Source organism: uncultured Cloacibacillus sp. (assembly GCF_963926575.1).
GTDB classification, from domain to species: domain Bacteria; phylum Synergistota; class Synergistia; order Synergistales; family Synergistaceae; genus Caccocola; species Caccocola faecigallinarum.
Genome location: NZ_CAWUXW010000001.1, coordinates 38,748 through 52,834, shown reverse-complemented (window position 1 = coordinate 52,834; position 14,087 = coordinate 38,748). Strand labels below are relative to the sequence as shown.

Annotated in this window: 12 protein-coding genes; 5 read left to right on the top strand and 7 right to left on the bottom strand. The window is 61.5% G+C overall.

Going from position 1 to position 14,087, the window contains the following annotated elements:
* Positions 1 to 23 precede the first annotated feature (23 nt).
* Positions 24 to 527, top strand: a complete 504-nt coding sequence (locus ABGT66_RS00250; RefSeq protein ID WP_346688083.1) for a hypothetical protein — start codon at positions 24 to 26, stop codon at positions 525 to 527.
* A 74-nt stretch (positions 528 to 601) separates the two neighbouring features.
* On the opposite strand, the gene ABGT66_RS00245 is transcribed toward ABGT66_RS00250, so the two are convergent.
* From ABGT66_RS00245 to ABGT66_RS00215, 7 genes are all read right to left on the bottom strand, one after another.
* On the bottom strand, positions 602 to 1,792 hold the full coding sequence (locus tag ABGT66_RS00245; protein ID WP_346688082.1) for an aminotransferase class I/II-fold pyridoxal phosphate-dependent enzyme: 1,191 nt from the start codon (positions 1,790 to 1,792) through the stop codon (positions 602 to 604).
* The gene (locus tag ABGT66_RS00240) at positions 1,789 to 2,283 is read right to left on the bottom strand and encodes an Lrp/AsnC family transcriptional regulator (protein ID WP_346688081.1); all 495 of its coding nucleotides are present in this window, start codon (positions 2,281 to 2,283) and stop codon (positions 1,789 to 1,791) included. Before ABGT66_RS00240 ends, ABGT66_RS00245 begins: the two co-directional genes overlap by 4 nt.
* Before the next feature lie 158 nt (positions 2,284 to 2,441).
* Complete coding sequence (locus ABGT66_RS00235; protein WP_346688649.1) at positions 2,442 to 3,713, bottom strand: amidohydrolase; 1,272 nt, start codon at positions 3,711 to 3,713, stop codon at positions 2,442 to 2,444.
* Complete coding sequence (locus ABGT66_RS00230; RefSeq protein ID WP_346688080.1) at positions 3,713 to 4,063, bottom strand: arsenate reductase family protein; 351 nt, start codon at positions 4,061 to 4,063, stop codon at positions 3,713 to 3,715. The genes ABGT66_RS00235 and ABGT66_RS00230 overlap by 1 nt, the downstream gene beginning before the upstream one ends.
* A 21-nt stretch (positions 4,064 to 4,084) precedes the next feature.
* Positions 4,085 to 5,293, bottom strand: coding sequence for a GNAT family N-acetyltransferase (locus ABGT66_RS00225; RefSeq protein WP_346688079.1), 1,209 nt, complete (start codon positions 5,291 to 5,293; stop codon positions 4,085 to 4,087).
* Positions 5,294 to 5,422: 129 nt separating this feature from the next.
* Positions 5,423 to 6,256, bottom strand: a complete 834-nt coding sequence (locus ABGT66_RS00220; RefSeq protein WP_346688078.1) for an Mrp/NBP35 family ATP-binding protein — start codon at positions 6,254 to 6,256, stop codon at positions 5,423 to 5,425.
* A gap of 131 nt (positions 6,257 to 6,387) precedes the next feature.
* A complete protein-coding gene (locus tag ABGT66_RS00215) occupies positions 6,388 to 6,912 on the bottom strand; it encodes a GNAT family N-acetyltransferase (RefSeq protein ID WP_346688077.1) in 525 nt (174 codons plus the stop codon).
* A 139-nt stretch (positions 6,913 to 7,051) separates the two neighbouring features.
* Between ABGT66_RS00215 and ABGT66_RS00210 the strand changes: the two genes are divergently transcribed.
* The 4 genes from ABGT66_RS00210 to ABGT66_RS00195 all read left to right on the top strand — a co-directional run bounded on the left by ABGT66_RS00210 (position 7,052) and on the right by ABGT66_RS00195 (position 14,067).
* The gene (locus tag ABGT66_RS00210; protein ID WP_346688076.1) at positions 7,052 to 9,370 is read left to right on the top strand and encodes a hydratase; all 2,319 of its coding nucleotides are present in this window, start codon (positions 7,052 to 7,054) and stop codon (positions 9,368 to 9,370) included.
* A 207-nt stretch (positions 9,371 to 9,577) separates the two neighbouring features.
* Positions 9,578 to 11,200 (top strand): amidohydrolase, encoded by a 1,623-nt coding sequence (locus ABGT66_RS00205; protein WP_346688075.1) that lies wholly within the window; start codon positions 9,578 to 9,580, stop codon positions 11,198 to 11,200.
* A gap of 51 nt (positions 11,201 to 11,251) precedes the next feature.
* Positions 11,252 to 12,826 carry an AbgT family transporter gene (locus tag ABGT66_RS00200; protein ID WP_346688074.1) on the top strand — a complete coding sequence of 525 codons (1,575 nt, stop codon included), beginning with the start codon at positions 11,252 to 11,254 and terminating at the stop codon, positions 12,824 to 12,826.
* Positions 12,827 to 12,936: 110 nt separating this feature from the next.
* Positions 12,937 to 14,067 (top strand): C45 family peptidase, encoded by a 1,131-nt coding sequence (locus ABGT66_RS00195; protein WP_346688073.1) that lies wholly within the window; start codon positions 12,937 to 12,939, stop codon positions 14,065 to 14,067.
* The last annotated feature ends 20 nt before the right edge of the window (positions 14,068 to 14,087 follow it).

The window sequence follows — 14,087 nt, the reverse complement described above, 5'->3', positions numbered from 1 at the left end:
GCAAAGTCAAAGGAGGAAACGCGATGGATGAGATAAGAAAATTCCTGTCAGACCCCGACAAGAACGAAGATGAGTTCTGGGAAAGCGACGCGCTCATCTGGGTGGACTGGGGAGACGAGGACGAATCCGTAATCAAGTATTTCAACGACGAGCTGCCGGAAAAGGATAAAATCCGTTTCGAGTGCGCTGATTCGGACAAAGAACGCGGCGTAGACATAATTCTTGAAAAGGACGGCGTAAAGCGTCCTATCCCCTACGAGGACGACTGCACGGACAGAGACACGACGCTGAAGAGCGTTCAGGAATATCTGTTGCCCGACTATCAAATCCGCTGGTACATGGGCTCGCTCGGCGGCGACACGCTCGCATTCTGCATTCTCACAGCTTCGCAGTGGAACGAACTGGAGCGCGAGTTCGGCGCGGAGAAGGTCGCCTATTACTTCGCGCCGGTGCGTCCTGACAGCAGAATGTTCGACCTCGACGCTGACGAGGTTTTCGACTGGTTGGAGCAGAGGGAGAAGGCGTAATTTCCGAACAGCAAAAAACGCGCCGTCACGGTCAAAGGCAGGCGGCGCGTTTTTTGTTTTTCTCTTGTGTGCGGCTATCTCTCTTTCGCCTTGTCCTTCTCCTCCGAGCGAAGCTTGTCGACGAAGCGCGCGATGCGTGTCATCGCCTCCTTGAGCTCCTCGACGGAGTAGCAGTAGGAGATGCGCACGTGCTTGTCGCCGGACTTGCCGAAGGCGGAGCCCGGGACGACCGCGACGTTCTCGGACTTCAGCAGCTTCTCGCAGAACTCGTCCGAGCCCATGCCGAACTCAGAGATGTCGGGGAAGACGTAGAAGGCCCCGTAAGGCTCGAAGCAGGGCAGATTCATTTCGGCGAAGGCCTCCATAAGGAAGCGGCGGCGCTGGTTGTAGGACTCGGTCATCATTTCCGTGTCCTTGTCTCCGTTGCGCAGCGCCGATATCGCGGCGTACTGGCTCATCGTCGGCGCGGACATTATGCCGAACTGGTGAATCTTGAGCATGTACTCCATAACCGGCGCTGGCGCGCAGGCCCAGCCGAGACGCCAGCCCGTCATCGCGAAGGACTTCGAGAAGCCGTTGATGACGACGGTGCGCTCGTGCATTCCGGGCAGCGACGCTATGCTGACGTGGCGCTCCTTGTAGCAGAGCTCGCTGTAAATTTCGTCGGAGATTACGAGCAGGTCGTGCTTGAGAATCACGGGGACGAGCTTTTCGAGGTCCGCGCGCTCCATTATCGCGCCCGTCGGGTTGTTCGGGTACGAGATGAGCAGAGCCTTCGTCTTCGGCGTTATCGCGGCCTCGAGCTGCTCCGGCTGAAGGCGGAACTCCGTCTCGGCGGAGAGCTCTATCGGTACCGGCACGCCGTCGGCGAGCCTGATGCACGGCTCGTAGGAGACGTAACCCGGCTCGGGGTAGACGACCTCGTCGCCGGGGTTCAGCGTCGCGCGGAAAGCTATGTCTATCGCCTCGCTGCCGCCGACCGTCAGAATTATCTCGTGCTTCGGGTCGTAGACGAGGCCGTACTTGCGCAGCATGTAGTTCGCTATCTCCTCGCGCAGCTCCGGCAGCCCGGAGTTCGAGGTGTAGAAGGTGCGTCCCTTCTGCAGCGAGTAGATGCCCTCCTCGCGGATGTGCCACGGCGTGTCGAAATCAGGCTCGCCGACGCCGAGCGATATGACGTCGGGAATCTCGTTCGCTATGTCGAAGAGGCGGCGTATGCCAGAGGGCTTGATCTGCTTTATCTTGTCGCAGATAAAATCTCTCATGGCATCACCATCACGCGCTGGTCTTTTTTCTGCTCGACGAGTGTCGTGCCGTGGTCCTTATAGCGCACGAGGACGATGTGCGTCGCCGTGCTCTGCACCTCTTCGATGACCGCGAGGCGCGTCGAGACGAAGTTCGCTATTTCCTTCATAGTCGCCTTCTTGAGAATCACGGAGAAGTCGTAGGCTCCCGACATCAGATAGAGCGACTCGACCTCGGGATACTGGTAAATCTTCTCGGCGATGCTGTCGTATCCGTGTCCGCGCTGAGGCTGGACCTTGAGCTCGACGAGCGCGGAAATCTTTTCGTCGTCGGTCTTGTCCCAGTTGACGAGCGCGTGGTAGCCGCAGATCACGTGCTCTTTTTCCAGCTGCTTTATCTCTTTCTCGGTTTCTTCCAGTCCGAGGCCGAGCATGACGGCGATGTCCTTTGGCGTGTATCTCGCGTTTGCCTCAAGCAGGCGAAGTATTTCTTCTCTCTTCTTGTTATCCATCAAATACCCTCCGAACTTAAGCGGTATAAAAGATAATTTTGAAGGCACGAGCGCCGCGCGTCAAGCGGTTAAATTTTAAAAAGTTTTGTAAAGTTGCGGAAGCCGGCATAAAAACGCGCCGCGCCCGGAGCTTTGGGCGCGGCGTGGGTGTTTGCGCGTTACTGCGCGGCGTTGAGCCGCAGCGTTGTTTTGTAGAGAAGCTCGAGGGCTATGGGCAGCGCCGCCTCGTCGAGGTCGAAGGCGCCGTTGTGGTGGCCCGCCGGCGTGTCCGCGCCTACGCAGACGTATGTCGCGAGGCCGCCGCTTTTCTGCGCCTCGCGCATGAGCCAGCAGGCGTCGTCGCTGCCGGGCATTTTTCTGTGAAGCTCGGCTTTCGTCACGCCGCGGACGGAGAGCGCCTCATCCGCAACGAGCTTCGCAAGCTTTTCGTCGCTCTCGGCGGTTATCGTCTCGCCCTGCTTTTTTATCGCGAGCTCCGCGCCGTACATCTGCGCCGCGCCGCGAAGCGCCGCCTCCGCGCGTTCGTAGGCGTATGACGCGACCTCGCCGTTTTCGCCGCGCGTCTCGATTTTCATCAGCGCGTGCGGCGGCACGACGTTGCGGCCCTCGCCCGCGCGCAGCACGCCGACGTTGACGCGCATGACGCCGCCAGAATGGGGCGCGATGGAGTGTATCGCGAGCGCCGCCTGTGCCGCGGCGAGCAGCGCGTTGCGCCCGCGCTCCGGCTCTCCGCCCGCGTGCGCCGCCGCGCCTTTGAACTCCGCGTCGAACTTCGTCGAGCAGAGGAAGCCGCCGGTGCCGCCGCATATATGCCCCGTCGGCAGGCCGAGGCCGAGGTGCATCGCTATAAAATAGTCCGCCTCCGCAGCGAGCGGCGCGCAGGCGTATCCGCCGCGCACGCCCTCCTCGGCGGGCTGGAAGATGAAGCGTACCGTGCCGCGCAGCTTTTGCCGCGCAGCCGAAAGCATTTCCGCGAGCGCGAGGCCGACGGCGGCGTGTCCGTCGTGTCCGCAGGAGTGCGAGGGGCCCGCGTTGACCGAGGCGAAGCCGAGCGCCGCGGGGCAGTGCGAAGCCTCCGCGCTTTCGGCGGTCTCGACGCAGTCTATGTCGAAGCGCATAACCGTCAGCGGCCCGCACCCGCAGCGCAGCTCGGCGCAGAGCCCGGTGTATTCGCCTATGCGCGAGAGCGTCTCCGCGGGCGCGCCCTGCTCGAGCGCGCGGCGCTTTTCCGCCCGCGCGTCCGTGTCGCGCCCCATGACGCGCTGCGGCTCGATAAATTCGTCGGCGAAGCGCACGCTCCAGCCGAGCCGCGCGAGCGCCTCCGCGCATACCGCGGTCGTGCGGAATTCCGCCCAGCCGCGCTCCGGATATTTGTGGAAGTCGCGGCGGCGGGATATCATTTCGTCTATGATTTTCTGAGGAATCTGCACTATTTGAGCGCCTCGCTCCATTCGGCCTCCTTGAAGCCCGTCAGCACGCGGCTCTCCGTTACGAGCAGCGGGCGCTTGACGAGCATCCCGTCGGTCGCGAGCAGCTCTATCTGCTCGTCCTCCGTCATCGTCGGAAGCTTCTCCTTGAGGCCGAGATTTTTATATGAGTTGCCGCTGGTGTTGAAAAATTTTTTGAGCGGCAGCCCCGAGAGCTTGTGCCACGCGCGCAGCTCCTCCGCACTCGGGTTCTCCGTCTTGATGTTCCTCTCTTCGTATGCGATTCCGTTGTTTTTGAGCCACTCCGCGGCTTTTTTGCAGGTGCTTCACGAAGGGTAGCAGAGCAGAAGCATGAAAAATTTCCTCCTTTAAGATTAGAAGTAGTCGGATATGTACGGCGTTTGCTGCTCGATTGCGTCCTCGAGCATGTCTATGACCTCGTCGTTCGAGCGTATGCGCCCGATTTTCGCGAGGTAGTCGGGGCGCTTGTAGCCCATCAGCATCGTCGTCATCGTCTGTATGTTTATCTCGTCGGCGCACTGTTCCGGTATGCGCTCGGCGCGCCCGACGCCCTCCTTCGATATCGAAAGGCGGAAGCCGCCCTGGTTGCATTCCATAATCGGGTCGGAGAGCGTGAACTTCCACTCGCGGTCGACGATGTCGGCCTTGAAGGGGTAGTCCGCGATGAAGGACTGGAAGTCTACGATGCGCGCCATGTAGTAGGGCGATATCGTCTCCTTTATGCTCGCGTCCTCGAGCAGGAAGGCGAGCGGCTCGTCGGTGTAGGTGTCGCCCTGCACCTGGTCGATCATCGAGAAGTGCGCAGAGACGAAATTCCAGAGCCCCGTGCGCGCGTCCTCGTTGTTGAAAATCATGTCCTTGATGTGGAAAATTTCGTTCGCAATCCAGTATATGACGTATCCGTCCGGCTCGTTGTGCTCGTTGTAGTAGACCGCCGCCATTATGTCGTCGGGGTCCCAGAGCCAGTATTCGTTCCACGCGAGCTCGTCGCGCAGCACCGCGCCGTGCGTGCGCATCGCGTAGCGCTCGTAGGTTTCTTTAAGCTCCGGGCCGTCGGTCTTGACGCGGCGCACGTCGCCCGCGACCTGGCGGCTCTTCGGGAGCTGGTAGTCCTCTATCTCGTATGAGATTTTGTCGGAGATTATCTCCCAGCCCTTGCGCCTGTAGTAGGGTATGGAGTAGGGATAAAGATACGAAATGTACTGCCCGCGCTTCTTCATGTTCTTGAGCGCCTGCTCGAGCAGCTTGTGCATGAGCCCCATGTTCGAGTACTCGGGGTAGGTGCCGACGCCCGTCAGGCCGCCCATCTTGTAGGTTTTGTCGAATACGCGCACCTGCATCGGGTAGACGGCGGCCTGCGATACGAGCATGTCGTTGTCGAACCAGCCTATGACGTCGGCCTTCTTCATCGTCGGGAATTTCGCGTGGATTATCTCTTTTTCCTGCCAGCCGACGGAGTGCAGCTCCTGGTCCGTCACCTGAAAGACGTAGCGAAGCAGCGCGTTGTACTGCTCCATGTACTCGCTTCCGACCGGCCTCATCTTCAAATTTTTCTTATTCATGACACGCCTCTTTTCGCGCCGGTTTTCTGTCTGTCGCCCGGGCTTTCGCCCCGTCTTAGAATTATACACTTTCGCGCGCGCCGCGCGGAATAAAAAAATCCGGCCCGAGGGCCGGATTTGCGGGTTTCGTTATTTGTCGAGCGCTTCGAGCTTTTCGAGCGCCTTGTCGAGGAAGTCCGCCGAGTAGTACTCGATGTTGCCGGCGTCGCAGAGGGCCGCGAGCTCCGGCGCGATGGGGATTTCCCCGAGGAAGTCTAGGCCGTACTTCGCCGCCGTCTCCTTCGTGCGCCCTTCGCCGAAGATTTTTATTTTCTTGCCGCAGTCCGGGCACTGGACGTAGCTCATGTTCTCGATGACTCCGAGGATGGGGATGTTCATCTCCTTCGCCATGCGCAGCGCCTTCTCGACGATGAGCGAGACGAGCTCCTGCGGCGAGGCGACTATGACGATGCCGTCGACGGGCAGCGACTGGAACACCGTCAGCGGCACGTCGCCCGTTCCCGGCGGCATGTCGACGAAGAGGTAATCCTCGTAGCTCCATATTACGTCGCTCCAGAACTGCTTGACGACCTCCGCAATCGCGGGGCCGCGCCATATTACCGGCGTCGCCTTGTCCTCCATCAGGAGGTTCACCGACATTATGTCGATGCCGCCCTTCGTGCGGCAGGGCAGTATGCCGGACTCGTTGGCCGCGGCCATCGCGTCCACGCCGAACATCTTCGGTATCGACGGCCCCGTTATGTCGGCGTCGAGGATTCCGCACTGGCGGCCCTTCTTCTGCATCGCTGAGGCGAGCAGCGAGGTGACGAGCGATTTGCCGACGCCGCCCTTGCCGCTGACGACGCCGATGACTTTCTTAACGTCGCTCAGAGCGTTCGCCGCGACGCGAAAATCCGGCTTGCCCGCCTCGGAGCATTTCTGCTGGCAGCTTCCGCAGTCGTGCGAACAGTTTTCCTGTGCCATTAAGCGCATCTCCTTTTATGAAAATTTGAACGGACGCCCTTCCTCCGGCGTCCCGTCTGTGTCACGAGTGAATATTAGCCGCCGCACGCGAAAATGTCAAATATAGTCAGAAGCCGTGTGCGGAGCCGCCGTCACAGCGCGTACTCGTAGAGCAGAAAATCCGTCAGCCCAGTGTCCTCGTAGAAGAGCGCCACGCGCGAGACGAAGCGGAAGCCCTCCGACTCGTAGAGCCTGACGGCGGGCAGGTTGCCGTTGAGCACGTCGAGGCGCAGCGCCTTGTGTCCCAGGCCGCGCGCCGTCTCCTTCGCCGCGCGCACCAGCTCGCGCGCGAATCCGCGCCCATGGTACGCCGGCATGACGCCGAGAGTATGGATTACCGAAAACTCGCCGCGCGCCGCGCTCACGCTCCACGGTGCGCCGCCGTAGCCCTCTGCGCCCTCGCCGTTGATAGCCATAGCCGCGGCTATATCGCCGCCGAGCAGCCCGAGGTACAGCTCGCCGCGCTCTATCGACGAACGCATGAAGGCGTCCGACGGATATACGCCCTTCTCCCAGCGCGGATGAAATTCCGAGCCTTCCATCATATCTATAAGCTTATGGTAAAAGCCGCGGACCGCCTCGAATTCGTCCGCGCGCGCCGCGCGTATCGCGAGCATGGAAAATCCCCTCCGTCCCGGCGCGCCCTCCGCGCCTGCGAGTTTACGCGCCTATTATAACGTCCGCGCCTTGTCCGCCGCGCGCGGCTGTGATAATTTATCCGAACGGACCGCATTTCTATGAAAAGAAGTGATTGTGATGATAAAGCTTATAAACGGCGGAGTTTTCCTCTTCGGCGGCGTCGTGCTGATGAGCGCGGAGGAGGTCGAAAGAGAGGGCCTCTCAGGCGTCAACGAGCGGCTGCGCGCGGCGGGCGCGCGAGAGCTCGAACGCCTGCCCGAGAGCGCGTATGAGGCGTCGCGCGGCACGATTGCGGCGCGGATAATCGCCGCGCACGATTCCTCCGCTTCGCCGGACGAGTACAAAATACGCTTCGACGCGCTCGCCTCGCATGACATCACCTACGTCGGCATAATCCAGACTGCGATGGCGAGCGGGCTGAAAAAATTCCCGATGCCCTACGTGCTGACGAACTGCCATAATTCGCTCTGCGCCGTCGGCGGCACGATAAACGAGGACGACCACGCCTTCGGCTTGTCGGCGGCGAAGCGGTTCGGCGGCGACTTCGTCCCCGCGCATCTCGCGGTCATACACTCCTATGTGCGCGAGACGATGGCGGGCTGCGGCCGCATGATACTCGGCTCCGACAGCCACACGCGCTACGGCGCGCTCGGGACGATGGGCGTCGGCGAGGGCGGGCCGGAGCTCGTCAAACAGCTGCTCGGCCGCACCTACGACATGCCGCGCGCGAAAACTGCGGCGATTTACCTGAAAGGCGCGCCGCGTCCCGGAGTCGGCCCGCACGACGTGGCTCTCGCGATAATCGGCGCGGTATTCAAAAACGGCTTCGTCAAGAACATGGCGATGGAGTTCGTCGGCTCGGGCGTGTCTGGGCTGCCCGTCGAATTTCGCAGCGGAATCGACGTGATGACGACCGAGACGGCCTGCTGGAGCTCCGTCTGGCGCACCGACGAAAAGGTTGAGGAATATCTTGCGCTGCACGGGCGGCCCGAGGCCTACAAAAGACTCGAGCCCGCGCCCGCCGCTTGGTACGACCGCGCCGTCGTCGTCGACTTGGGCGAGATACGCCCGATGATAGCGCTGCCCTTCCACCCGAGCAACGTTTACACGATAGAGGAACTCACGGGAAATCCATACGAAATATTGAAGAAAGTCGACGACGAGGCGCGCGCGGTTTTTGAGGACGAGGCGCTGAAGCTCGGCCTCGCGGACAAAATCTCGAAGGATGGCAAAATATACGCCGACCAGGGGATAATCGCGGGCTGCGCGGGCGGCGTCTTCGACAACGTCGTCGCGGCGGCGCAGATACTCGCGGGGAAAAGCACGGGGAGCTTCCCGCTCTCCGTATATCCGGGGAGCCAGCCCGCGATGGCGGAGCTCGCCGCGAATGGATGCCTGCTCGGCCTGATGTCCGCCGGCGCGGTAATCAAGACGGCCTTCTGCGGCCCGTGCTTCGGAGCGGGAGACACGCCCGCGAACCACGGCTTCAGCCTGCGCCACACGACGAGGAATTTCCCGAACCGCGAGGGCTCGAAGCCGCGCGAGGGGCAGACCGCCTCGGTCGCGCTCATGGACGCGCGCTCGATAGCGGCGACGGCGGCGAACGGCGGCGTCATAACCTCGGCTGAGAAATACGGCGCTCTGCTGCACGACCTGCCGTACCGCTTCCGCGGCGAAATATACGACAAAAAGGTATTTCGTGGCTGCGGGTGTCCCGACGAGACGGCGGAGCTCGTCTACGGCCCGAACATAAAGCCGTGGCCCGCGATAGCGCCGATGGCCGAAAGCCTGCTGCTCAAGATTGCCTCTGTAATCACCGACCCCGTTACGACGACCGACGAGCTGATACCGTCGGGCGAAACCTCGTCGCTGCGCTCGAACCCGCTCAAGCTTGCGCAGTTCGCGCTCTCGCGCAAGGACCCGCAGTATGTGACGCGCGCGCGCGAAGCGCAGGCGCTCGAAGAAAAACGCAGGTCGGCGGGCGAAGCGGGGGCGTTGCCCGAGGAATTGACGGAGCTGCTCGAACGCGCGGGCTGCTGCGGCGCTTCGCGGCTTGCGGTAGGAAGCTGTATTTTCGCGGTGAAGCCCGGCGACGGCTCCGCGCGCGAGCAGGCCGCCTCGTCGCAGCGCGTCTTGGGCGGTGCGGCGAACTTCGCGCTCGAATACGCGACGAAGCGCTACCGCGCTAACCTCGTCAACTGGGGCATGATTCCATTTATAACAGACGAAGAGAGCGCGCGCGAGTTCAGCCCCGGCGAATGGCTCTGGCTGCCGAACGTCCGCGCCGAAGTCGAAAGCGGAGCGGAGGAGGCAGAGGCGTGGCTGCTGACGCGGAACGGCGGTAAAATCCGCGTGAAGGCGCTGATGCCCGGGTTGACTGAAGATGACAGAAAAATCTTGCTCTCTGGGTGCCTTATGAATTATTATTCAAAATAAATAAAACCAAAGAATATAAAACGTCCCTCAAAAACTGAAAGCCGCGGCTCAAACCGCGGCTTTTCACTAATATTACGGATAATTCATAAAAAGTGTTAGACATTTTTATTGAACCTCATTATACTACGCATGTGTTGGATTTACGAAACCTACGGCGAGCGGCTGTAGGTTCTTGTTTTATCTTTTTTATCGGGAGGAGAATGATTCATGAGAAGACCGGATACTGCTTATGTGAACGGCAAGGTCTACACCGTCGACGGCAAATTCTCCGTCGTTTCGGCGTTCTGCGTCGAGGGAGACCGCTTCGTCGCCGCCGGCACGGACGACGAAATTCGCGCGCTCTGCACGCCCGAGACCAAGATAATCGACCTCGGCGGCAAATGCGTCCTGCCGGGACTCATCGACTCGCATCTTCACGTCAACAACACCGGCGCTATGAAGATGGAGCTGAACATCGTCGGCCGCCAGCGCGAGGAGATAGTCGCGATGGTCGCCGAGGCCTACAAGGCGGCGAAGCCCGGCGAATGGATAGTCGGGCGCGGCTGGCTCAACGACGAGTGGAACGACAAATCGTTCCCGACGAAGGAAGAGCTCGACGCCGTCGCGCCGGACATCCCCGTCTACCTCAAGCGCGCCTGCGGACACGCTGCGTGGGTCAACAGCGCGGCCTTCGCTGCGGTCGGCGTGACGAACGAGACTCCGGACCCGACGGGCGGCGAGTATCTGCGCCGCGACGGCGGAGAGCTGCTCGGCACGGTCACGGACCAGGCGCAGGACCCCTTCAACAAGGCCATCCCGCCCTACAACAAGGAGCAGCTTCAGCGCATCGTCCTGCTCGCGCAGGAGGGCTTCTTCGCTGCGGGGCTGACGACCGTCCACGACGCCGGCACCGCCGAGGAATGGATCCAGGCCTGGGAAGAGCTTTACCAGAAACATGAGCTCAAGCTGCGCATATACGCGAGCATGAGGGTCGTAGGCCGCCCGAACTACCAGGAGCTTATGGAAGGCTCGATGCGCTACTTCCAGAAGGGGCTGCGCATCGGCATGTACGACAACAGGCTGACGGCGCGCTCGTATAAGATATCGGGCGACGGCTCGCTCGGCGCGAGAAGCGCGTGGATGCTCGATGACTACGACGACCGCCCGGGACACAAGGGCAACGGCAAGTGGACCGACGAGCAGCTCTACAACGTGCTCTACGAGGCGCACCGCGCGGGCTTTCAGATCTGGGTCCACGCGATAGGCGACGCCGCGAACCGCCAGGCGCTCGACGTCTACGAGCGTATCCTCAAGGAAATCCCTGACAACGACGCGCGCCTGCGCATCGAGCACGCGCAGATGCTCTCTCTCGACGACATCCCGCGCTTTAAGAAGCTCGGCGTCATCCCGACGCACCAGACTGTCTTCCTGCGCACCGACAAAAAGGTCGCGGAGGCTCGCATAGGCCGCGAGCGCATGAAGGGCGCTTACGCCTGGCGCACGCTCATCGACGACGGCAACCCGGTGCCGAACGGCACGGACTCTCCGGTCGAGAGCTACAATCCGTTCCTCAGCATGTACTGCGCCGTCACGCGCATGGACGAAAACGGACAGCCTGAAGGGGGCTGGTATCCGCAGGAGGCCATGACGCGCGAGGAGGCGCTGCGCTCGTACACGACTTGGGGCGCATACGCGGGCTTCGAGGAGAAGCTGAAGGGAAGCATCGAGACCGGAAAGCTCGCGGACTTCATCGTAATCGACAGGGACTTCATGACCTGCCCGGCGGAGGAGATAAAGGACATACAGGTCCTCGAGACGGTGCTCGGCGGCGAGACCGTCTATAAAAAATAGCGGCGCGTCCGCTTCAGGCAAATCTTTGTGTGTGGGAAGTGTGAATTTCAAATGCAATCTGTCAGCAGCGCTGAGAAAAAAAGTCTGTTCTTCCGTTTCATAAACGGAGTGGAGGTCGTGGGCAACAAGCTCCCGCATCCGTTCTATCTGTTCTGCATACTCTGCGTCATTGCGGTGGCGCTCTCCGTGATATTCAGCGGGGCTTCGATAAGCTACATGTCCGCGTCGAGCTCCGGCGGCGGAGAGAAGATGGTCACGGCGACGGTGCGCAACCTGCTCAACCGCGAGACAGTCACCTACGTGACCGAGAACATGTATAAGATTTACTACAACTTCGCGCCGATGATGATGGTCGGGCTGCTCATGCTCGCCATCGGCCTCGCCGACCAGGTAGGCTTCTTCAGCGCGCTCATCCGCCGCACGATACTCGGCGCGCGCCCGTCGCTCGTCTTCGCGGTCGTCTCGTTCATCGCCATCAACGCGCACATCGCGTCGAACGCGGGCGTCCTCGGCTGCACGACGGTCGCGGCCGCGGTCTTCGCGCTGCTCGGCTACAACCCGTGGCTCGGCATCATCCTCGCCTACGCCGCGGGCAACGCGGGAATGGCGGCGAGCATCTTCGCGGGCAACCTCGACGTGCTCATCAGCGGGATAAACGTCTCCGTCTGCACCTCGCTCGGCATCGACCCCTCGACCGTCCACGTGCTGGAACACTGGTATTTCCTCATCGCGAGCCTCGTCCTGCTCACCGTCGCCTATACGCTCATCACGACGAAGTTCGTGCGCGGCTTCATAGGCGAGCCGAAGGACCTGAGCCTCGTCCTCGGCAAGGAGACGGAGCACGAGCTTACGCCGCTTGAGCGCAAAGGGCTGCGCAACGCGGGCATCGCGGCGGTAATCTTCTTCGTCGTCCTCATCGCCGCCTGCATTCCGCAGAACTCCTTCTTCCGCGCCCCCGACGGCAGCATCGTGCCGAACTCGCCTCTGCTCAAGAGCGTCCTCACGCTGCTCTTCCTCTTCTTCCAGATCACGGCTATGGCCTACGGACGCACCGTCGGCAAGATAGCCAAGTGGAACGACATGCCAAAGATGATGTCGAAGAGCATCGGCCTCGTCACTAGCTTCATGGTCATAGCGCTCCCGGCCTCGCTCTTTATCTACCTGTTCAACGCCTCGAACATCCCGACCGTCCTCGGCGCTACGGGCGCGCAGTGGCTCAAGGAAGCCGGCTTCAACGGCCTTCTGCTGCTCATCGTCGTCGCGCTCATGACCTGCTTCCTCGACCTCTTCATGACCTCCGGTTCGTCGAAGTGGATGATCCTCGCGCCGATACTCATCCCGATGTTCTACGCTGTAGACATCAGCCCCGCTATGACCTCGCTCGCCTACCGCATAGGCGACTCCGCGATGAACGCCGTCGCGCCGATATCCTCCGACGTCGCGCTCATCGTCGGCCTCCTCGTCGCGTACAACACCGACAAGGACAAGACGCCCGGTATGGGCACGGTCTTCGCGGGCTGCATGCCCTACGCGATAATCACGATAGCGATACAGATAGCGCTGCTCTGCGTCTGGTGGGTGCTCGGCCTGCCGCTCGGACCCGGCGTAACGCAGTTTGTCAAATAGGCGGCTTCGAGCTTAGAATAACGGAGTAAGGCCCCGCGCGCTCCACGGCGTCCAAAGCGCCGGAGGCGGCGGGGCTTTTTCGATACTTTGCATAAGGGGAGACGATAATCATGGCTTATATGCCGTTCTTCACGATTCAGGGCAAAACGCCGCGCGAGCGCGGCGCGGACTACGGCTCGCAGTGCTGCGAGCTGATACACGGCGTCCTCGAACGCTACATAACGTTCTTCAACAGCGGACACGCCGCCGTGAGCTGGGACGACGCGCGCGAGATATCGAAGAAGTTCGTCCCGTTCATCAAGGCCTACTCGCCCGAGCTTCTCGAGGAGCTCGAGGGCGTCGCGGAGGGCTCGGGCGCGAGCTTCGACGAGCTGCTGACGCTCAACTCGCGCTCAGAGGCGATGACGCTCGTGCGCCGCGAGAAATCCGACGAAGAGGAGCTCGACGGCTGCTCGAGCGTCGCGGTTCTGCCCGAGGCGACCGCCGACGGGCACACGATACTCGCGCAGAACTGGGACACCTACACGTGGCAGGAGTACGGCACGGTCATCCTTCAGGTGATGAAGGACGACGGCGCGGACATGATGATAGTGACCGAGGCGGGGCAGCTCGCGCGCTACGGCATGAACCAGGCGGGGCTCGCGCTCGGCGTCAACAGCCTGCACAAGACGTGGAACACGAAGGTCTTCGGCGTGCCCTCGGTATTCGTGCGCAGAAAGTTCCTCGAGCAGGACCGCTATGTCGACGCGGTCAACAAGATATTCGGCGCTGAGTCGATGCTGCCGATGTACTACGCCGCGGCCTGCGGCGCGGGCGACGCTATGGGCTTCGAGAAGCTCGAGCGCGGGCAGCTCGTGCTCTATCCCGAGAACGGCCTCATCTCGCACAGCAACCACATCAAGCACCCGAAGTACGGCTATCAGGTCGACGCGCTCGGCGGCACGCTCTACCGCGACCGCCGCATACTGCGCCACCTCGCGCCGAAGGTCGGGGCGATAACGCGCGAGGACATCATCGAGGCCTTCAAGGACCACTTCGGTTTCCCGTTCAGCGTCTGCCGCCACGGCGACGAGCGCAAGAAGGAGCTCGACAAGATAAGCACGCTTGGCTGCATCGTTATGGACGCGACCGACAAGCGCCTCTGGGCCTGCAAGGGCACGCCCTGCTGCGGGCAGTTCCGCGAATACGCTTGGGACCGCCCCGCGAAGCTCGCGCAGTGGAGCGGGCTCGTGAAGTGGTAATTTAGGGAAACGGCATAAAA